The 19,967-nt window shown below is 71.1% G+C and carries 14 protein-coding genes; 8 read left to right on the forward strand and 6 right to left on the reverse strand.

Annotated features, from left to right (window positions below; translation table 11 throughout):
- The first annotated feature begins 49 nt into the window (after positions 1-49).
- Positions 50-928: a carbohydrate ABC transporter permease gene (locus KK483_RS12965; RefSeq protein WP_262005388.1), complete on the forward strand. Its 879-nt coding sequence runs from the start codon at positions 50-52 to the stop codon at positions 926-928.
- Here KK483_RS12965 and KK483_RS12970 read toward each other — a convergent pair.
- Both KK483_RS12970 and KK483_RS12975 read right to left on the reverse strand, forming a co-directional pair.
- The gene (locus tag KK483_RS12970; RefSeq protein WP_262005389.1) at positions 921-2,390 is read right to left on the reverse strand and encodes a glycosyltransferase family A protein; all 1,470 of its coding nucleotides are present in this window, start codon (positions 2,388-2,390) and stop codon (positions 921-923) included. The genes KK483_RS12965 and KK483_RS12970 overlap by 8 nt on opposite strands.
- A 483-nt stretch (positions 2,391-2,873) precedes the next feature.
- The gene (locus KK483_RS12975; protein ID WP_262005390.1) at positions 2,874-3,482 is read right to left on the reverse strand and encodes a TetR/AcrR family transcriptional regulator; all 609 of its coding nucleotides are present in this window, start codon (positions 3,480-3,482) and stop codon (positions 2,874-2,876) included.
- A gap of 123 nt (positions 3,483-3,605) precedes the next feature.
- On the opposite strand from KK483_RS12975, the gene KK483_RS12980 reads away from it, so the two are divergent.
- The 3 genes from KK483_RS12980 to KK483_RS12990 are packed head-to-tail and all read left to right on the forward strand — an operon-like array spanning position 3,606 to position 6,631.
- Positions 3,606-4,529, forward strand: a complete 924-nt coding sequence (locus KK483_RS12980) for an ABC transporter permease (protein ID WP_262005391.1) — start codon at positions 3,606-3,608, stop codon at positions 4,527-4,529.
- A gap of 16 nt (positions 4,530-4,545) precedes the next feature.
- A complete protein-coding gene (locus KK483_RS12985) occupies positions 4,546-5,346 on the forward strand; it encodes an ABC transporter ATP-binding protein (protein ID WP_262009460.1) in 801 nt (266 codons plus the stop codon).
- Between the two features lie 37 nt (positions 5,347-5,383).
- Complete coding sequence (locus tag KK483_RS12990; protein ID WP_262005392.1) at positions 5,384-6,631, forward strand: glycosyltransferase 87 family protein; 1,248 nt, start codon at positions 5,384-5,386, stop codon at positions 6,629-6,631.
- A gap of 50 nt (positions 6,632-6,681) precedes the next feature.
- Here the strand turns inward: KK483_RS12990 and KK483_RS12995 are convergent, their stop codons facing one another.
- Positions 6,682-11,661, reverse strand: coding sequence for an NAD-glutamate dehydrogenase (locus KK483_RS12995; RefSeq protein WP_262005393.1), 4,980 nt, complete (start codon positions 11,659-11,661; stop codon positions 6,682-6,684).
- 447 nt (positions 11,662-12,108) lie between these two features.
- Here KK483_RS12995 and KK483_RS13000 point away from each other — a divergent pair, with 447 nt between their 5' ends.
- Positions 12,109-12,675, forward strand: coding sequence for a DJ-1/PfpI family protein (locus KK483_RS13000; protein WP_262005394.1), 567 nt, complete (start codon positions 12,109-12,111; stop codon positions 12,673-12,675).
- Positions 12,676-12,820: 145 nt separating this feature from the next.
- Here the strand turns inward: KK483_RS13000 and KK483_RS13005 are convergent, their stop codons facing one another.
- Both KK483_RS13005 and KK483_RS13010 read right to left on the reverse strand, forming a co-directional pair.
- Positions 12,821-13,483, reverse strand: a complete 663-nt coding sequence (locus KK483_RS13005) for an HAD family hydrolase (protein WP_262005395.1) — start codon at positions 13,481-13,483, stop codon at positions 12,821-12,823.
- A gap of 138 nt (positions 13,484-13,621) precedes the next feature.
- Positions 13,622-14,128: a DUF6912 family protein gene (locus KK483_RS13010; RefSeq protein ID WP_262005396.1), complete on the reverse strand. Its 507-nt coding sequence runs from the start codon at positions 14,126-14,128 to the stop codon at positions 13,622-13,624.
- A 263-nt stretch (positions 14,129-14,391) separates the two neighbouring features.
- Between KK483_RS13010 and KK483_RS13015 the strand changes: the two genes are divergently transcribed.
- Complete coding sequence (locus KK483_RS13015; RefSeq protein ID WP_262005397.1) at positions 14,392-14,829, forward strand: Rv3235 family protein; 438 nt, start codon at positions 14,392-14,394, stop codon at positions 14,827-14,829.
- Positions 14,830-15,045: 216 nt separating this feature from the next.
- Here KK483_RS13015 and secA read toward each other — a convergent pair whose 3' ends face one another.
- Positions 15,046-17,868 carry a preprotein translocase subunit SecA gene (gene secA, locus KK483_RS13020; RefSeq protein ID WP_262005398.1) on the reverse strand — a complete coding sequence of 941 codons (2,823 nt, stop codon included), beginning with the start codon at positions 17,866-17,868 and terminating at the stop codon, positions 15,046-15,048.
- 251 nt (positions 17,869-18,119) lie between these two features.
- Here secA and KK483_RS13025 point away from each other — a divergent pair, with 251 nt between their 5' ends.
- Positions 18,120-18,701: a GNAT family N-acetyltransferase gene (locus tag KK483_RS13025; protein WP_262005399.1), complete on the forward strand. Its 582-nt coding sequence runs from the start codon at positions 18,120-18,122 to the stop codon at positions 18,699-18,701.
- Positions 18,702-18,751: 50 nt separating this feature from the next.
- Positions 18,752-19,930, forward strand: coding sequence for a winged helix-turn-helix domain-containing protein (locus tag KK483_RS13030; protein WP_262005400.1), 1,179 nt, complete (start codon positions 18,752-18,754; stop codon positions 19,928-19,930).
- The last annotated feature ends 37 nt before the right edge of the window (positions 19,931-19,967 follow it).

Here is a 19,967-nt window from a genome sequence, read left to right on the forward strand (position 1 = left end):
CCCCGGAAGAACACAGCAACATCCGGCGGATGCGAAGGGAGACGCGCCGATGAGCGCCGACAGCGCCGTTAAGGCGAGGGCGTCGCTCGCCTCGCGCATCGCCGCCCGTACCGGCGGCGGGGCCATGCGGGTCCTCCTCGTCCTGGTCGGGCTGTTCTGGCTGATGCCGACCGTCGGACTGCTGCTCTCCTCGCTCCGCTCGCCCGCGGACATCACCGCGAGCGGCTGGTGGGAGGTGTTCACCGCCCCCGCGCAGCTCACCACCGAGAACTACACCCGGCTGCTGCAGAACGACACCATCACCGGCTCGCTCGTCTCCACGGTCCTGATCACCGTCCCGGCCACGGTCCTGGTCGTCGTGATCGGCTCGCTCGCCGGATACGCCTTCGCGTGGATGGAGTTCCCGGGCCGCGACTGGTGGTTCCTGGTGGTCGTCGGGCTGCTCGTCGTCCCCGTACAGGTGGCCCTCGTGCCGGTGTCGAAGCTCTTCGGCGAGATCGGGATCTTCGAGACGACGGCCGGGGTCGTGCTCTTCCACGTCGCCTTCGGTCTCCCCTTCGCGATCTTCCTGCTGCGCAACTTCTTCGCGGAGATCCCGAGGGAGCTGCTGGAGGCGGCCCGGCTCGACGGGGCGGGCGAGATCCGGCTGTTCACCAGGGTCGTGATGCCGCTCGGCGCGCCCGCGATCGCCTCGCTCGGCATCTTCCAGTTCCTCTGGGTCTGGAACGACATGCTGGTCGCGCTGATCTTCGCGGACTCGGACTCCCCGCCGATCACGGTCGCACTCCAGCAGCAGGTACGGCAGTTCGGCAACAACATCGATGTGCTCGCGCCCGGCGCGTTCGTCTCGATGGTGATTCCGCTCGCCGTGTTCTTCGCGTTCCAGCGGCAGTTCGTGTCCGGGGTGATGGCGGGCGCGGTCAAGTAGCCGGGGCGCTGCGGGGCTGCTGCCGGCGGCCCAGCGGGGCGACGGCGACGACGAGTCCGCGGGTGCCGTCCGCGGCGACGTGCAGCCGGTACGGGCGCAGGCCACGCAGGCCGTGGGCCCGCCGGGGCGGGGCTCCGGCGGGGACGGTGGCCTGGTGCTCGGTGCCGAGGAGGGCGGTGCGCAGGCCGAAGCGGGTGCGGCCGGGCGGGAACGCGTCGGCGGGGATTCGTACCTCGATCTCCGTACCGCAGCCGTCGGGCGCCGGCCGCAGCACGATCCGGCCTGCGCCCGGCCGGGTGCCGGTGAGCCGGACCGGGGCCTCGGCGAGCGCGCCGAGGCCGGGCAGCGGGCTGCGGGCGGTGAGGACGAGGGTGTGGCGGGCGGGCCCGGTGCGCCGCCAGCCGGCGGAGACGAGGTCGGTACGCAGGGGCGGCACGCCGTGCCCGGCCTCGTACCGGACGACCGAGACCAGACCCGGCAGGTCTCCCGCGCGTACGTACGACAGGCGCAGCCGTAGTCCCGGCGGCAGCCTGGTCAGCACCGCGTCGCTGAGGTGGTCCGTGACCAGCCTGCGCAGCCCGGCGAAGACCCTGCGGCGGACCGGCTCGGCCACGTCCAGGAGGGCGGGGCCGGTCAACGGGTCCAGCTCCCGGGCGAAGTGGCGGTGGTGGAAGCCGTCGCGGAGCCGACCGGGCTCGGTGAAGCGGGCGGTGACGGCCATCGCCGCGGCGGTGCCGCGCAGCAGGTCCTCGATTCCGGGGGCCGGGTCGGTGTCGGTGTCGGTGTTGCTCGCGCGGGAGGCGAAGCAGTAGTCGTAGTCGGCCAGTACGGAGATGCCCCGGGCCCGGAACAGCGCTTCGAGCGTGAACGCCTGTACCGCGAAGGCGGCCGGGATTTCGTCGGCGAAGCGCAGCCCGTGCCGTTCGACCGGCTCCCGGCGGAACAACTTGGTGCCGGACAGCTCCCAGGGCAGCCCGGAGGCGTCGTGGGGGACGCGGTGTCCGGTGCGAGCGAAGAGCGCGCCGGTCGCACCGGCGGTCTTGGCGTAGACGACGTCGGAGCCGTGGATGTCGGCCGCGTCGACGAGTCGGGTGAGTGCCTCGCGGCCGAGGAAGTCGCCGGAGCGGAGGAAGAGGAGATAGCGCCCGCGGGCACGGGCGACGGCCGCGCCGACGGTGGCAGGATGGCTGGCGGAGAACCGTTCCAGCTGCTCGGCGGCGCAGGCGTCCCGGAACGCCTCGTCGCCGGCCGGACCGTCACCGACCAGGCCCCCGCCGGCCAAGCTGTCGCCGACCGGGCTGTCACCGGCGGGGCCGTCGCCGACGAGGAGGACCTCGATGCGGTCCAGCTCGAGTGTCTGCCCGGCGAGCGAGTCGAGGGACCGGGTGAGGCGCGGCTCCGGCCCGCGGGCCGAGAGGACGACGGTGACGTCGGGTGTGCCGGTGGTGCCCGATGCGCTCATGGGGTGGCCTCCACTCCCCTCGGGCGTGCCGTCCGCGCGCCCTTCCGGGGGAACGAAACGAGTCGCCCGTGGCTACGCGCCACGCGGCCCGTTCACCCGTCCGGCCCATGAATCGGCCCGCTTCGGACGCACGCCGACCCGCTCCGGCGGCTATCGGGCACCTGCGGCGGGCCCACTGGTCCACCGCCCCCGCCCTTGCCCGCTGCGTGGGTGACAGCAGGCAGCGACCCATGGCTGGTACGACCATCCGCAGTCGGCAACGCGCCGAGTCGGGGCCGTGCCATGCCGTGCCGTGCCGTGCCGTTGAGAGTCGGCCCCGCAGCAGTCGGCGGCCCCGAGGAATGTGAGCCCGGGGCGCCGCCCCACCACCCACCGTCGCAAGCCGTAGGCACCCGCGGGACTGCACGACCCGCACGCCCGCACCGCCGGACCGCCGGACCGCCGGACCGCCATCACGCATACGCGCACACACGCGCACACACGTCAGCCGCGCGTCAGCCCCGCCACCGCCGACGCCGCCAGTTCGTCCAGGTACCCCTTCGGCAGATCGCTGCGCACCACGACCAGCCGCCAGTAGAGCGGCCCGATGATCAGGTCCAGCGCGCGGTCCGGGTCCGCCGACTCGGGGAGTTCACCGCGGGCGACGGCGTCGCGGATCACCAGCGCGGCCACGCCCTGCTGGCTGTCGAGCAGGGCCGCCTTGATCGCGTCGGAGATCTCCGGGTGGCGGGCGGACTCGACCAGCAGGTCGGGGATCACCTGGGAGGCGACCGGATGGCGCAGGGCGTGCGAGGCCACTTCGAGGAGCGCGCGGACGTCCCCGTACAGCGAACCCGTCGCCGGCGCCGGCAGCCCTTGTACGGCGAAGGCCGCCAGCAGGTCGAGCACGAGCGACAGCTTGGACTTCCAGCGCCGGTAGACCGCGGTCTTGCCGACGCCCGCCCGCCGCGCGATGCCCTCGATCGACATGCGGGCGAAGCCGACCGCGGCCAGTTCCTCGAAGACGGCGGCGCGGATGGCTTCGGTCACGTCCTCCCGGAGCACTGCGGCTCCCGCGGGGGCGCGTCGTGGGGTTCCCGGGTCCGTGGTCATGCGCAGGAGCATACCCGTCACGACGAGACGGTTGCGTTGCGACGTCGTTCCGTCCTACTCTCCCCGTAGCGACGATACGGGTCCGTCCCATCGCCAGCGATCCCCCCGCCCCCGGCGAAAGCGATGAGCGCGAGCGTGAGCAGCCAGACGATCACCAGGCCGGCGCCACCGGCCCAGCGGGAGAACCTCAGCGAGCTGGCCGCCCGGCACGGGCTGACGGTCAGCGGGGCCCGCCCCCCGCTCGGCGCGTACATCAGGCAGCTCTGGTCGCGCCGCCACTTCATCGCCGCGTTCGCCACGGCCCGGCTCACAGCGCAGTACAGCCAGGCGAAGCTCGGCCAGCTGTGGCAGCTGATGACCCCGCTGCTCAACGCCGCCGTCTACTACCTCATCTTCGGGGTTCTGCTCCAGACCAGCCACCATGTCCCGGACTTCGTGCCGTTCCTGGTCACCGGCGTCTTCATCTGGACCTTCACGGCCAACTCGGTGATGGCGGGGACCAAGGCCATCTCCGGGAACATCGGGCTCGTCCGGGCACTGCACTTCCCGCGCGCCGCGCTTCCCATCGCGCTCGCCCTGCAACAGCTTCAGCAGCTCCTCTTCTCCATGGGGGCGCTGCTCCTGATCGTGATGGCCTTCGGGCAGTTCCCGACGGCGTCATGGCCGCTCGCCGTCCCGGCACTGCTGCTCCAGACCGTCTTCAACACCGGCCTGTCGATGGCCATGGCCCGTATCGCCGCCCACACACCCGACGTCTCGCAGCTGATGCCGTTCCTGCTGCGCACGTGGATGTACGCCTCCGGGGTGATGTTCAGCATCTCGACGGTCCTCAAGGGCCGGGACCTGCCGGACTGGGTGACCGTGGCCCTCCAGTGCAACCCGGCCGCCGTCTACATCGACCTGATGCGCTTCGCGCTCATCGACAGCTTCACCTCGGCCCAACTCCCGGCGCATGTCTGGGCGGTCGCCCTCGGCTGGGCCGTGCTCTTCGGAGTGGGCGGATTCGTGTACTTCTGGAAGGCAGAGGAGCAGTACGGCCGTGGCTGACCACAACCAGCAGGACATGCAGGGCACGCGGGACGAGCAGAGCGCGCGGAGCGCGGAGCCCACCGTCGTCGTCGACGGCGTCCACATCACGTACCAGGTCAACGGCGCCAAGACCGGTCGCGGCGCCGCGACCGCCGCGCTGAGCCGGATACTGTCCCGCCGCAAGGACAAGCGCGGCGGGGGCCGCGAGGTCCACGCCGTCAAGGGCGTCAGCTTCGCCGCGCACAAGGGCGAGGCGATCGGCCTGATCGGCTCCAACGGCTCGGGCAAGTCCACGCTGCTGAAGGCGATCGCGGGCCTGCTGCCGACGGCCGAGGGCCGGATCTACACCCAGGGGCAGCCCTCCCTCCTCGGCGTGAACGCCGCCCTCATGGCCGACCTGACGGGCGAGCGCAACGTCATCCTCGGCGGGCTCGCGATGGGCATGACGCGCCAGGAGATCCGCGATCGCTACCAGGAGATCGTCGACTTCTCCGGCATCAACGAGAAGGACGACTTCATCTCCCTCCCGATGCGGACGTACTCCTCCGGCATGGGCGCCCGGCTGCGCTTCTCGATCGCCGCCGCCAAGAGCCATGACGTCCTGCTGATCGACGAGGCGCTGGCGACGGGCGACGCCAAGTTCCAGCGCCGCAGCCAGGAGCGGATCGCCGAACTCCGCAAGGAGGCCGGAACGGTCTTCCTGGTCAGCCACAGCAACTCCACGATCACATCGACGTGCGACCGGGCGCTCTGGCTGGAGTCCGGGACGCTGCGGATGGACGGCCCGGCGAAGGAGGTCGTCGCGGCGTACGAGTCCTTCACCAAGAAGAAATAGCCGGAACACATGACATAACGGGCTAGGGTGCCGGTCGATGACGACCCATCAGGCACCCCAGCAGACGCCCCTCCCCCTCCTCTCCCGCTCGGACGCCACCGCCACCCACCGGCACCGCACTCTCGCCGCCGTCTGGGCGGTCACCCGGCTCGGGATGCTCGTCCTCCTCGTACGCGACGACCTCGGCGTCGGCGGCGTCTCCCGCGAGGTGTACGTCCTCTACGCCGGCTGGTACGAGCAGCTCGCCCGCGGGGTCTTCCCGTACGGCGACACCACGTGGCAGTACCCCCCGGGGGCGGCAGCGGTGTTCCTCTCCCCCGGACTCCTCCCCTGGCTCAGCTACTTCCAGGCGTTCGTCGCCCTGGCGCTGCTGGCCGACGCGGCCGTCGCCCTCGCCCTCGCCCGGGCCGGCGGCCGCGACGCCGGGACCGCCGGGGCCTGGCTGTGGACCTGCGGCCTCCCCCTCCTCCTCCACATCCCGCTGGCCCGTTACGACGTCCAGACCACCGCGCTCGCCGTGCTCGCCCTCCTCGCCCTGCTGCGTCCACGTCCCCGCCCCCGCCTCGGCGGCGCGCTCGCCGGACTCGGCGCGACGGTCAAGCTGTGGCCGCTGCTCACCCTGCTGGGCACCCCCCGCGGGCGCCCCACCCGCGCCGCCTGGACCTCGGCGGCCGCGGCCGCCGCCGCCCTGCTCGCCGGCCTCGCCCTGGGCTTCCCGCACACCCTGGACTTCCTGCGGCAGCAGGGCGACCGCGGCGTGCAGATCGAGTCCCTCGGCGGCACCGCCCTCCATCTGGCCCGGCTCGCCGGCCTGCCGTACCACGTCGAATACCGTTACGGAGCCTTCGAGTTCCTCGGCCCGCAGGTGCCGGCCGTGGCCCGGCTGTCGCTGCTGCTGACCGCCGCCGCCTTCGGCTGGCTGCTGCTGTGGCGGGTGCACGCGAGGCGCTGGACCCCGGCGACCCCTTGCGACGCGGCGCTGTGCGCCGTGCTCCTCTTCACCGTCACCAGCCGCGTCATCAGCCCGCAGTACCTGATCTGGCTGCTCGGCCTGGCCGCGGTCTGCCTCACCACCCGCCGCACCACCCAGCGCCCGGCCGCGCTGCTGCTCCTGCCCGCGGCGGCGCTCAGCTCCCTCGGCTATCCGCTGCTCTACGAGGACGTCATCGCGAGCACCCCGGCCGGCTGCACCGTGCTCGTCCTGCGCAACGGTCTGCTGCTGGCGGCAGCCTGGCTCTCCTGCCGCGGACTGTGGCGGGCGACGACCGCCGCGTCAAACACCTGAGGGGGCGCCCACCTGTACGGCGGGCGCCCCCTCGGCTCACTCCACGGCCGTCAGCTGTGCGTGCGCAGCAGCTGCCGCATCGTCCGCATCGCCACCGACAGGTTCGCCAGGTCGAACGTGTCCGAGCCCTGGATCTCCTCCAGCGTCGTCCGCGCCCGGCCCAGGATCGCCGCGTTCTTCTCCTCCCACGCCTGGAAGCGCTGCTCCGGAGTCGAGGCGCCGTTGCCCACCGACAGCACGTCCGACGTGAGCGCCGCGTGCGCCGCGTACAGGTCCTCGCGGATGGACGCGCGGGCCATGGACTGCCAGCGGTCGGCCCGCGGCAGCTCGATGATGCGGTCCATCAGCTCGGTGATCCGCAGCCGGTCGGCCAGGTCGTAGTAGATCTCGGCGACGGCCATCGGGTCCTTGCCGGTCCGGTCGGCGATCGCGACGATGTCGAGCGTCGGGAACGCGGACGAGAATCCGGCGACGCGCAGGGCCAGCCCCTCCGGGACGCCCGCGGCCGTGAACTCCTCCAGGAGTCCCTGGTACCAGTCCAGGTCGGCGCCGCGCAGCAGCTTCGGCAGCTCGGCCCAGACCTGCTCGACGCCCGCCGCGAAGAACTCGATCGTCTCCGTCAGCTCCAGCGGCTGCGGCCGGTTGCCCAGCAGCCAGCGCGTACCGCGCTCGACGAGCCGGCGGGAATGCAGCCGCATCCGGGTCTGGACGGCGGCCGCGACCTGGGTGTCGAGCCCCTCGACGGCGTCCCACACATCGCCGAGTCCGAAGATCGCCCGCGCGGCGGTCTGGGCGCGCACGATCTCCTCGATCGACGCCCCGGTCTCCTCGCGCAGCCGGTGCAGGAAGGTCGAACCGCCCGTGTTGACGGTGTCGTTGACCAGGACGGTGGTGACGATCTCGCGGCGCAGCGCGTGGCCGTCGACCGCCTCGGGGAACTTCTCCCGCAGCGGCTTCGGGAAGTACGCGTGCAGCAGACCGCACAGGTACGGGTCGTCCGGCAGCGTGGTCCGGATCAGCTCCTCGGCCGTCGTGATCTTGGTGTAGGCGAGCAGGACGGCCAGCTCGGGCTGGGACAGCCCCTGCTTGTTGTTGAGCAGCTCGCGGATCTGGCGGTCGTTCGGCAGGAACTCCAGGGCCCGGTCGAGCGCGCCCTCTCGGCCCAGCCTGCGCATGAAGCGCTGGTGGGCGTGGAGGAGGCTCGGCGACTGGGCGACCGCGTTGGCCAGGGCCACGTTCTGCGCGTAGTTGTTGCGCAGCACCAGCCGGCCGACCTCGTCGGTCATCTCGGCGAGCAGCTTGTTGCGCTGCTTGACGGTCATGTCGCCCTCGGCCACCAGACCGTTCAGCAGGATCTTGATGTTCACCTCGTGGTCGGAGGTGTCCACGCCCGCGCTGTTGTCGATGGCGTCGGTGTTGATCCGGCCGCCGTGGCGGGCGAACTCGATCCGGCCCAGCTGGGTCAGGCCCAGGTTGCCGCCCTCGCCGACGACCTGGACCCGCAGGTCCGCGCCGTCGACCCGGATGACGTCGTTGGCCTTGTCACCGACGTCGGCGTTGGACTCGGCGGAGGACTTGACGTACGTACCGATGCCGCCGTTCCACAGCAGGTCCACCGGGGCCTTGAGGACCGCCTTCATCAGCTCGGCCGGGGTCAGCTTGGTGACCCCCGCCTCGATACCGAGGGCCGCCCGGACATGCGCGTTGACGGGGATCGACTTGGCCGTACGGGGGTGGATGCCGCCGCCGGCCGACAGCAGCTCCTGGTTGTAGTCGGCCCAGGACGAGCGGGGCAGCTCGAACAGGCGGCGGCGCTCGGCGTACGAGACGGCCGCGTCCGGCTCCGGGTCGATGAAGATGTGGCGGTGGTCGAAGGCCGCGACCAGCCGGATGTGCTCGGAGAGCAGCATGCCGTTGCCGAACACGTCACCGGACATGTCGCCGACGCCGACGACCGTGAAGTCCTCGGTCTGGGTGTCGTGGTCGAGCTCGCGGAAGTGCCGCTTGACGGACTCCCAGGCGCCGCGGGCCGTGATGCCCATGCCCTTGTGGTCGTAACCGGCCGAGCCGCCGGAGGCGAAGGCGTCGCCCAGCCAGAAGTTGTAGGCGATGGCGACCTCGTTGGCGATGTCCGAGAAGGTCGCGGTGCCCTTGTCGGCGGCGACGACGAGGTACGTGTCGTCCTCGTCGTGGCGCACGACGTCGTGCGGCGGCACGACCTCGCCGGCCACCAGGTTGTCGGTGATGTCGAGCAGCGCCGAGATGAAGGTCTTGTAGCAGGCGATGCCCTCGGCGAGCCATGCGTCGCGGTCGACGGACGGGTCCGGCAGCTGCTTGGCGACGAAGCCGCCCTTGGCGCCGACCGGCACGATGACCGTGTTCTTCACCATCTGCGCCTTGACCAGACCGAGGATCTCCGTACGGAAGTCCTCACGCCGGTCGGACCAGCGCAGACCGCCGCGCGCGACCTTGCCGAAGCGCAGGTGGACACCCTCGACGCGCGGCGAGTACACCCAGATCTCGTACGCCGGGCGGGGCGCCGGCAGGTCCGGGATGGCCTGCGGGTCGAACTTCATCGACACATAGCCGTGCCACTGGCCGCCCGCCGCCTCCTGGAAGAAGTTGGTGCGCAGGGTGGCCTTGATGACGGTGAGGAAGGAGCGCAGGATCCGGTCCTCGTCGAGCGAGGCGACCTGGTCCAGGGCGGCGTCCAGCTCCTCGAGGAGGGCGTCGATCAGCTCGGTGCCGGCGCGCTGGCGGTCCGGCGCCATCCGGGCCTCGAAGAGGTTGATCAGCAGCCGGGTGGTGTGGACGTTGTTGAGGAGGGTGTCCTCCATGTAGTCCTGGCTGAAGGTCGACCCGGCCTGGCGCAGGTACTTGGCGTAGGCGCGCAGCACGACGGCCTCGCGCCAGTTGAGCCCGGCGCGCAGCACGAGCGAGTTGAAGGTGTCGTTCTCCGCGGCACCGGTCCAGACCGCCGAGAAGGCGTCCTGGAAGCGCTCGCGGGCGTCGTCTCCGAGGTAGTCCCCGCCGTTGCCCGTGGGGGTGGGCATCCGCAGACCGAAGTCGTAGATCCACGCGTGCGTACGGTCCGCGCAGCGCAGCTCGTACGGACGCTCGTCGATGACCTCGACGCCGAGGCGGTTGAGGACGGGCAGCACGGAGGAGAGGGAGACCTGCTCGCCCGGCCGGTAGATCTTGAAGCGGCGCTCGCCGGGGGCGGCTCCGACCGGCTCGTAGAGGGAGAGGGCGAAGTCCTTGCCGGTGTGGCTGAGCTGCTCCAGGTGGACGAGGTCGGCGACGGCGGCGCGCGGCGAGTGGTCGGCCTTGTAGCCCTCGGTGAAGGAGTTGCCGTACTTGCGCAGCAGCTCGGCGGCGCGCTCCTCGCCGGTCTCCGCGTTGAGCGCCTCGGCGAAGCCGTCGTCCCAGGAGCGGGCGGCCTCGGCCAGCCGGGCCTCGATGCGGTCCTTGTCGGCGTCGGTCAGGTGCGTGAGCTCGGTGCCGGACGGGACGCGGATGACGAAGTGGAGGCGGGTGAGCACCGACTCGGTGCTCATGAGGGTGAAGTCGACGCTGGTGCCGCCGAGCTCCTCCTTGAGGATGCCGGTCAGGCGCTCGCGGACGGTGGTGTTGAAGCGGTCGCGCGGCAGGTAGACGAGGGCCGAGTAGTAGCGGCCGTACTCCTCCTGGCGCAGGTACAGCCGCAGCCGGCGGCGCTCCTGGAGGTAGAGCACGCTCGTCACGATGGAGCGGAGCTCGTCGACGGGCGTCTGGAACAGCTCGTCGCGCGGGTACGTCTCCAGGATCTGCAGCAGGTCGCGGCCGTCATGGCTGTTCGGCGAGAAGCCCGCGCGCTCCAGGACCTCGATGACCTTGCGGCGGATGACGGGGACACGGCGCACCGACTCGGTGTAGGCGGCCGAGGAGAACAGGCCGAGGAAGCGCCGCTCACCGATCACGTTGCCGTCGGTGTCGAACTTCTTCACGCCCACGTAGTCGAGGTACGAGGGACGGTGCACGGTCGCACGGCTGTTGGCCTTGGTGAGGATGAGCAGCTTGTGCTCGCGGGCCTTGGCGCGGGCGTCGGCCGGCAGCCGGTTGAAGGACGGCGAGACGGGGTGGCCGTGGGCGTCGTCTCCGCTGTGGTGCGGGTCGGAGCGGAGGATGCCAAGGCCGGTGCCCGGGACGGCGGCCAGGGCGTCGCCGTCGACCAGGGTGTATTCGCGGTAGCCGAGGAAGGTGAAGTGGTCGCTGGAGAGCCAGCGCAGCAGCTCACGGGCCTCTTCGACCTCCTCGTCGGCGAGGTCGTCGGCGATGGGCTCGCTCGGCAGGTCGTCGGCGATGCGCAGCGCGGCGTCGCGCATCTTCTCCCAGTCCTCGACGGCCTCGCGGACGTCGGACAGGACGCGCAGCAGGTCGGCGGTGATCTGCTTGAGGTCGGCGCGGTCGGTCTCGCGGTCGATCTCGACGTGGATCCATGACTCGGTGAGGGCGTCGTGGGGCAGCTTGGCGGGGGCGGTCACGGCGGTCCCGTCGGCGCCGGAGCGGCCGTTGGGCTCGTTACTGAGCACCTCGATGAGCTTGCCGGTGACGTCGCGGCGGACGACGACCTGGGGGTGGATCACGAGGTGGATGCCGCGGCCCTGGCGAGTGAGCTCATTGGTGACCGAGTCGACCAGGAACGGCATGTCGTCGGTGACGACCTCGACGACGGAGTGGCTGCACGTCCAGCCGTTCTCCTCGACGGTCGGGGTGTGCACGCGAACGTTGGCGGTGCCCTGCGGGCGGTTCTCCGCCAGCCGGTAGTGCGAAAGAGCTGCGCCGAAGATGTCGACCGGGTCCCGGTCGGTGAGGTCCTCGGGGGCGGTGTGCAGGTAGTAGCGCTGGAGGTACGCGAGGAGGGTGTCCTGGTCGGGACGCTTCCCGCTGTCGGACCCAGTCGGAAGTTGCCCCCCGCCCGGGCTGTGCTCAGCTACCCGGGCGGCCCTCTCGAGCAGCTCGGCCTTGGCTTCGTCCAGCTTGGTCTGCATGTCCTCTGGCTCCTGTCGCGCGCCGTTGCGTGACGTAGGTAGGAAAGTTGGCACAACGCCACGACGCGGGGTGTCCGGTCAGGGGCGACGCTATGCCGTGATGAGAGATGTCCGGACCGTAACCGGCCAATTCCGCCGGGGAGTCCGGCAGGCGGCCTTGACACCGGCCGCACGGAAGATCAGCTCGCACCCGGCCGCTGTGGCGTACCGGGCGCAGGCCGGGGGCTTCGCTGCCCCCTCGGCGTATAGCGCTGATCACGGGGTCAAGGCTATCGCCCCGCACCCCTGACCCGTCATGAGCCGTATGTGTACAAAAGCGGGGCCCGAAGTTTGACACTCTGGACAGCGACACGCGCCCCGCCTCTTGGCAAACGGCTGCGGGAGAGGCAGGTTGACCTCATGTCCTGAAGCCCGACAAATCGGCATCAATCGACAGGAGCGGTAGCCATGACTGTGCAGATCCTGATCGTCACCGGCGATGCGGCCGAGTCCCTCGAGGTCCTTTATCCGTACCAGCGGCTCCGCGAGGAGGGGTACGAGGTGCACATCGCGGCCCCCGCCCGCAAGAAGCTCCAGTTCGTGGTCCATGACTTCGAGCCGGGCTTCGACACGTATACGGAGAAGCCGGGCTACACCTGGCCCGCCGACCTGGCCTTCTCGGAGGTCGACCCGGGCGACTACGCAGCGGTCGTCATCCCCGGCGGCCGGGCGCCCGAGTACCTCCGCAACGACCCCGAGCTCCGCAAGATCCTCAAGTCCTTCTTCGACGCGGACAAGCCGGTGGCCCAGATCTGCCACGGCCCCCTCCTCACCGCCGCCACCGGCGGCCTCACGGGCCGCAGAGTGACGGCCTATCCCGCCCTCGAACTCGACATGCAGGCCGCCGGAGCGTCCTTCCGGGACACCGAAGCGGTCGTCGACGGCACCCTGGTCTCCTCCCGCGCCTGGCCGGACCACCCCGCATGGATGCGCGAATTCCTCACGGTCCTGCGCGCGAAGGCCCCCCTGAGCTGAGGCGGACGAGGGCACCCGGACGCGGGGCAGCCGTGCCGGCACGCGGGGGCGTGCCCGGACGCCGGGACCGCGGACAGCAGCCGACGCCCACAGGGCCGGCCCAGCCCGCGGCGCGCCCCGGTGCCGTGGCACCGACTCCTCCGCGCTACGCCGCCAGCTCCTCCGCCACCGCGACCGCCTCCGCCAGCGAGTCCACCACCGGCACCCCCGCCGCCGCCAGGCTCACCCGGCTGTGCGACCCCCCGGTGTACAGCACCGCCTTCGCCCCGACGTGCGCCGCCGCCACCGCGTCGTCCACCGCGTCACCGATCACCACGACCCGCTCCGCCTCGACGCCGGCCAGCGCGGACAGATGCCGCACCATGTGCTCCGTCTTGCCGGCGTGCGACGCGCCTATGCGCCCGTCCACCCGCACGAAGCGGTCCTCGATCCCATGGCTCCGCACGATCGGCACCAGCCGCTCGTGCGGCGCGAGGGACAGCAGCGACTGCGTACTCCCCGACGCCTGCCGCTCCGCGAGCAACTGGGCCGCACCCGCCGTCAGTCCGCACGCATCAGCCCGCAGCCAGTAGTGCCGGTGGAACACCTCGTCCATGACCGCCCACTCCTCGTCCGTGGGCAGCCGGCCCATGAGCCGCTCGTAGAACAGCGGGACGGGCACGCAGTACAGGTCCCGGTACCGCTCGAGCGTGATCGGCTCAAGCCCTATCTCCGCGAACGATGCGTTCGTCGCCTCGATGACCGCGTGGATGTCGTCGAGCAGTGTGCCGTTCCAGTCCCAGACCAGATGCGCGCTGTGCTTCCCCATGCCAGGAAACGTTACCGGCAGGGTCTGACACTCCGACTCGGCCGACGGCTCGGCACCACAGTTCGGCACGACGGCTCGGCACGACGGCTCGGCATGGCACCTTGGCCGGCAGTTCGGCCGACGGCTCGCCCGCGGGCCTCAGCCGATGAGCCCGGGGATCTCCTGCACCCCGAACCACAGCAGTTCGTGGTCCTCCGCGCCGTCCACGACGAACTGCGCGTCGTCGTCCCCGTGATCCGCCGCGCCGAGCGCGTCCGCCGCCGCGGCCACATCGGCGTCCGCGTCGTCGGAATCCACATGCACCGCCGCCGCCTTGGCCAGCGGCACACCGGACGCGATCCGCACCTCGCCGAGCGACGCGGAACCGAGCCCCTGCCCGGGATCGGCGACCGCGGCCCCGTCCGGCACATCGACGGCGACGACGACCCGGCGCCGGAGCGCTCCGGGGTCCCCGGCGAGCAGCCGCAGCGATGCCGCCGCGGCCCGGCTCAGCGCGGCGTACTCGAGCTCCTCGATGTCGTCGGACACGTACCACTCGCGCAGCGCGGGCGTCACGGCGTACGCCGTGAGGGGCCCGGGACCCAGTTCGCCCGCCTTGTGCGCCTCTGCGAGACCGGGGAGGGTCAGGGGTACGTAGACGCGCATGGCTGGCCGCTTTCGTCGTCGGGTGAACACCTAAGGATACGTGCGGAGTCCCCCATCGGGCTGCTCTCGAGCCCTCTTCCCCCGTCGCTCCGGCGCGCCTCCACCCGCCCTTTCGCGGGCTCCGTGTAGGGGCCGCCACCCTGATAGGTGAACTCCGGAACCCTCACCGCACGGCCTGTCGGCCCTTGCGACCGCTCCCGTCCCGCCCGTACAAGATCCCCACCGGAAGTTACTTGTGGGTTGGGTATGAAGGGGCAACAGCCATGGACCACGCCTCGGCCAGGACGCGTACAAAGCCCGGCGGCCGCCACGACAGCCGCGGCCCGGGCCGCACCCCGCCGGCCACGACCAGAGGGAGGTCCCGCCTCCCCCGCTACTGGTTCGCCGAACGCCTGCTCTCGGTCCTCAGCGGCGCCCGCCCGGTCCACTGGATGCTCGGCCACACCATCGGAGACGCCTACGAGCACCTGATCCAGCTCGCTCCGGGCGCACCGCTCGCGGTGAACGGGCTGCGACCCGTCGTGCGCCACTGCGACGAGTACGTCCCCCGCCCCGGCGTCATCGAGGCGTTCGCCCGCATCAGCACGGGCGACCGTGTCAGCGCCATGGCCTTCCGCCTGGAGCAGGGCCCGGACCTGCGCTGGCGCTGCGCGGCGGTGGAACTCGGCGGCGAACGCACGGCGGTCGCCTCGCACGCCTGATGGTCTGCGAACGCGTGACGACGTACGGCGCGTGGTCGTGTGCGGCCGTGTGACCGTACGCGGGCGCGGGCGCGTGACCGTGCGCGGGCCGTCGCCCGGCGGGCCAGCCGCCGGGCTCAGCGTCCGACGGACCGGCAGGAGGGCCGCGCCGCCCCGCACACGCCGACGGGGCCGGACACCGCACGCTGTCCGGCCCCGCTGGGCCACAGGCGGTGCCTACTTCTTGCGGCGGCGCCCACCCGCACTCTTCTGCGCCTTGCGGCGCTCCGCCCGCGTCATCCCGTCCGACTCGGACCGCGCCGGCCCCTCGCCGTTCGCGAACTCGCCCTCGACGATGCTGCCCTCGCCGTCGACCTTCGGCGCGGTGAAGTGCAGCCGGTCAGGACGCTGCGGAGCGTCGAGACCCTTCGCACGGATCTCCGGACGGGCGGCACCCGCCGGCACCGCGTCCTCCTTCGCCAGGGACGTGCGCTCGGCCGAGTCCTGCACCGGGACCTCCTCGACCTGCTGCTCGACCTGGACCTCCAGGTTGAACAGGTAGCCGACGGACTCCTCCTTGATGCCCTCCATCATCGCGGTGAACATGTCGAAGCCCTCGCGCTGGTACTCGACCAGCGGGTCCTTCTGGGCCATCGCCCGCAGGCCGATGCCCTCCTGGAGGTAGTCCATCTCGTACAGGTGCTCGCGCCACTTGCGGTCCAGCACGGAGAGCACCACGCGCCGCTCCAGCTCGCGCATGATGTCCGAGCCGAGCTGCTTCTCGCGCTCGTCGTACTGGTCGTGGATGTCGTCCTTGATGGTCTCGGCGATGAACTCGGCGGTGATCCCGGCCCGGTCGCCGGCCGCCTCCTCCAGCTCGTCGACGGTCACCTTGACCGGGTAGAGCTGCTTGAAGGCGCCCCACAGCCGGTCGAGGTCCCACTCCTCCGCGAAGCCCTCGACGGTCTCCGCCTGGATGTACGCGTCGATGGTGTCGTCCATGAAGTGGCGGATCTGCTCGTGCAGGTCCTCGCCCTCCAGGACGCGGCGGCGCTCGGCGTAGATGACCTTGCGCTGCCGGTTGAGCACGTCGTCGTACTTCAGGACGTTCTTACGCGTCTCGAAGTTCTGCTGCTCGACCTGCGACTGGGCGGACGCGATCGCGCGCGTCACCATCTTGTTCTCGATCGGGACGTCGTCCGGAACGTTGGCCATGGACATGACCCGCTCCACCATCTGCGCCTTGAACAGCCGCATCAGGTCGTCGCCGAGCGACAGATAGAAGCGGGACTCGCCCGGGTCGCCCTGACGGCCGGAACGACCGCGCAGCTGGTTGTCGATACGGCGCGACTCGTGGCGCTCCGTGCCCAGCACATACAGCCCGCCGAGCGCCTTGACCTCCTCGAACTCCGCCTTCACGGCCGACTCGGCGCGCTTCAGCGCGTCCGGGAGGGCGGCGGCCCACTCCTCGACGTGCTCGACGGGGTCCAGGCCGCGCTGGCGCAGCTCGGCCTCCGCCAGGTCGTCGGGGTTGCCGCCGAGCTTGATGTCCGTACCGCGGCCGGCCATGTTCGTGGCGACGGTGACCGCGCCCTTGCGGCCGGCCTGGGCGACGATGATCGCCTCACGGTCGTGCTGCTTGGCGTTGAGCACCTCGTGCTGGATGCCCCGCTTGTTCAGCTGCTGCGAGAGGTACTCGGACTTCTCGACGGACGTCGTGCCGACGAGGATCGGCTGGCCCTGGTCGTGCTTCTCGGCGATGTCGTCGACAACGGCCGCGAACTTGGCGACCTCGGTCCGGTAGATCAGGTCCGACTGGTCCTTGCGGACCATCGGCCGGTTGGTCGGGATCGGGACGACGCCGAGCTTGTAGATCTGGTGGAACTCGGCGGCCTCGGTCATGGCCGTACCGGTCATTCCGGACAGCTTGCCGTAGAGGAGGAAGAAGTTCTGCAGGGTGATCGTGGCGAGCGTCTGGTTCTCGTCCTTGATGTCCACCCCTTCCTTCGCCTCGATCGCCTGGTGCATGCCCTCGTTGTAGCGGCGGCCGGCGAGGATACGGCCGGTGTGCTCGTCGACGATCATGACTTCGCCGTCGATGACGACGTAGTCCTTGTCCTTCTTGAAGAGTTCCTTGGCCTTGATGGCGTTGTTCAGGTAACCCACGAGCGGCGTGTTCACCGACTCGTAGAGGTTGTCGATGCCCAGCCAGTCCTCGACCTTCGAGACACCCGACTCATGGATGGCGACGGTCCGCTTCTTCTCGTCGACCTCGTAGTCGCCGGTCTCCTCGATGCCCTTCAGGTGGTTGCCGGGCTCACCCTTGGTGAGGCGGGTCACCAGCTTGGCGAAGTCGCCGTACCACTTGGTGGCCTGGTCGGCGGGGCCGGAGATGATCAGCGGCGTACGGGCCTCGTCGACGAGGATCGAGTCGACCTCGTCGACGATCGCGAAGTTGTGACCGCGCTGGACGAGCTCCTCCTGGGACCACGCCATGTTGTCGCGCAGGTAGTCGAAGCCGAACTCGTTGTTCGTTCCGTAGGTGATGTCGCACGCGTACTGCTCGCGGCGCTGGGCCGGCGACATGTTGGCCAGGATGCAGCCGACGCTCAGGCCGAGGAATTTGTGCACCCGGCCCATCATCTCGGAGTCGCGCTCGGCCAGGTAGTCGTTGACGGTGATCAGGTGGACGCCCTTGCCCGAGAGCGCGTTGAGATACGCCGGGAGCGTGCCGACGAGGGTCTTGCCCTCACCGGTCTTCATCTCGGCGACATAGCCGAGGTGCAGCGCGGCGCCACCCATCATCTGGACGTCGTAGTGGCGCTGGCCGAGGACGCGCTTGGCGGCCTCGCGGACGGTCGCGAAGGCCTCGGGCAGCAGGTCGTCGAGGCTCTCGCCGGCGGCGTAGCGCTCCTTGTACTCCTCGGTGAGCGCCCGCAACTCGGCGTCGGAGAGGCTGACGAAATCCTCTTCGATGGAGCTGACCTGGTCCGCGATGCGGTGCAGTTTGCGCAGGATCTTGCCTTCGCCTGCACGCATGAGCTTGTTGAAGACGGACACTGAGGCGGGTCTCCTTGCCGATCGGGCCTGGCACTGGGTCGTGTGTTGGACACTGGCGCGGGCACGGCAGGTGGACCCCACCGCAACGGCCATCGTAAGCGAGGACCCCGCCGCCTCGGGAGGTCCGGCGTCACGTGGACCGCCACGCGGGCCGGCTGCCGCGTATCTGGTGAACGCACGGGGGACGCGGAAGGTGCCGCCCTTCCCGAAAAGTGTTCGCACGGCAGACACACAGTCACCAGAATCACGTCATGGAGCCCATCACTCTCACCACCGAGCGGCTGGAACTGCGCACGTTCGCCCCGGACGACGCCGCGGAGGTCCACGCGGCCTGTCAGGACCCCGACATCCAGCGCTGGATCCCGGCCATTCCCTCGCCGTACGAGCAGCAGGACGCGGAGGAGTTCGTCGGACTGATCGTTCCGGACGGCTGGCGCAGCGACACGGCCTACACCTTCTGCGTACGTCCCCTGGGCGGTGGCCCGCTCATCGCCTCGACGAGCCTGCACCATCCGCTCGAGGGCGCGTGGGAGATCGGCTTCTGGACGGCCAAGGAGCATCGTGGCCGCGGTTACGCCACGGAGACCGTGCTCGCGCTCGCCCGCTGGGCCTTCACCGACCTGGGGTGCGTCCGCCTGGAGTGGCGCGCCGAGGTGGGGAACACGGGGTCGCGCTCGGTCGCCGAGAAGGCCGGCTTCACGGTCGAGGGCGCCCTGCGGTCGGGGATCCGGAGCCGCGGGACACTGCGGGACTGCTGGGTCGCCTCGCTGCTGCCGTCGGACCTGGGGCTGATACCGGCGGTCCCCTACCTGCCGGCCAGGGCCGATGCCTGATCCTCCCGGCCGGGGCCCGGCTGTCAGTGGCGCCCTCTAAGGTGCGGGACATGACGACTGAGCCGCCCCCCGCTGCCGGACCCGCTGCTGCCGGACTCTCCGCCGACGAGGCCCGCCGGATAGCTCTGCGGGCCCAGGGGTTCCTCGGCGCGCCCGACCGGCGGGGCGGCGTGCGCGGTGTGCTGCGCCACCTCGGCGCCGTCCAGCTGGACACCATCTCGGTGCTGGCCCGCTCCCACGAGCTGATCCCGTACGCCCGCCTCGGAGCGGTGGGCCGCAGGACGGTCGAGGAGGCGTACTGGACGGACGGCCACGCCTTCGAGTACTGGTCGCACGCGGCCTGCATCCTCCCCGTCGAGGAGTGGCCGCACTTCGCCTTCCGGCGCCGCGCCTACCGGTCCCGCCCGCACTGGTACCACGACCTGCCCGACGGTGCCTACGACACGGTGATCAAGCAGCTGCGCGCGGAGGGACCGCTGACCGCCACGGAGCTGGGCGGCGCGAAGAACAAGGGCGAGTGGTGGGACTGGTCCGAGTCGAAGGTCGCCGTCGAGCGGGCCCTTATGTACGGCGAGGTGGTGTGCACCGAGCGGCGCGGCTGGAAGCGGGTGTACGACCTCGCCGAGCGGGCGATCCCGGACCAGTTCCTCCATGACGAGCTGGACGACCGCGAGTGCCTGCGGCGGCTGGTGCGGCTGGCCGGGCAGTCGCTGGGTGTGGGCACCCGCGCGGACATCGCGGACTACCACCGGCTCAAGGGCGAGCAGTTCGACGAGGTGGTCGCCGACTCCGGTCTCGTGCCCGTCCGTGTCGAGGGCTGGTCAAAGCCCGCCTGGGCGGACCCCGAAGCCCTGGCGAGCGAGCCGCGCGGCCGGCACCGCACGACGCTGCTGTCGCCGTTCGACTCACTGATCTGGGAGCGGGCGCGCACCGAGCGGCTCTTCGGCTTCACCCACCGCCTCGAGGCGTACGTCCCGAAGGCGAAGCGGGTGCACGGCTACTTCGCGATGCCGCTGCTCTCGGGCGGCAGGCTCCTGGGCCGTGTGGACCCGGCCCGTGAGGGCACCACACTGGTCGCCCGGCAGGTCTCCCTCGACACCCCGAAGGCGGTCCGCCCGATGGCCCAGGCGCTGCTGGAGGCGGCCGAGTGGGTGGGCTGCGACACCGTCCGCGTCGAGCGCGTCGACCGGCCGGAACTGATGGCCCCCCTGGTGGCGGCCCTCAGCTGATCGGGCCGGCCTGAGCGGGCGTGCCTGGCCGGCGGGC

Source organism: Streptomyces sp. FIT100, assembly GCF_024584805.1.
GTDB lineage: Bacteria > Actinomycetota > Actinomycetes > Streptomycetales > Streptomycetaceae > Streptomyces.

Excerpts from the sequence above, each read along its gene's own strand:
- KK483_RS12965 (WP_262005388.1), top strand. The coding sequence starts at position 50 with ATGAGCGCCGACAGCGCCGTTAAGGCGAGGGCGTCGCTCGCCTCGCGC.
- KK483_RS12970 (WP_262005389.1), bottom strand. The coding sequence starts at position 2,390 with ATGAGCGCATCGGGCACCACCGGCACACCCGACGTCACCGTCGTCCTC.
- KK483_RS12975 (WP_262005390.1), bottom strand. The coding sequence starts at position 3,482 with ATGACCACGGACCCGGGAACCCCACGACGCGCCCCCGCGGGAGCCGCA.
- KK483_RS12980 (WP_262005391.1), top strand. The coding sequence starts at position 3,606 with ATGAGCGCGAGCGTGAGCAGCCAGACGATCACCAGGCCGGCGCCACCG.
- KK483_RS12985 (WP_262009460.1), top strand. The coding sequence starts at position 4,546 with ATGCAGGGCACGCGGGACGAGCAGAGCGCGCGGAGCGCGGAGCCCACC.
- KK483_RS12990 (WP_262005392.1), top strand. The coding sequence starts at position 5,384 with ATGACGACCCATCAGGCACCCCAGCAGACGCCCCTCCCCCTCCTCTCC.
- KK483_RS12995 (WP_262005393.1), bottom strand. The coding sequence starts at position 11,661 with ATGCAGACCAAGCTGGACGAAGCCAAGGCCGAGCTGCTCGAGAGGGCC.
- KK483_RS13000 (WP_262005394.1), top strand. The coding sequence starts at position 12,109 with ATGACTGTGCAGATCCTGATCGTCACCGGCGATGCGGCCGAGTCCCTC.
- KK483_RS13005 (WP_262005395.1), bottom strand. The coding sequence starts at position 13,483 with ATGGGGAAGCACAGCGCGCATCTGGTCTGGGACTGGAACGGCACACTG.
- KK483_RS13010 (WP_262005396.1), bottom strand. The coding sequence starts at position 14,128 with ATGCGCGTCTACGTACCCCTGACCCTCCCCGGTCTCGCAGAGGCGCAC.
- KK483_RS13015 (WP_262005397.1), top strand. The coding sequence starts at position 14,392 with ATGGACCACGCCTCGGCCAGGACGCGTACAAAGCCCGGCGGCCGCCAC.
- KK483_RS13025 (WP_262005399.1), top strand. The coding sequence starts at position 18,120 with ATGGAGCCCATCACTCTCACCACCGAGCGGCTGGAACTGCGCACGTTC.
- KK483_RS13030 (WP_262005400.1), top strand. The coding sequence starts at position 18,752 with ATGACGACTGAGCCGCCCCCCGCTGCCGGACCCGCTGCTGCCGGACTC.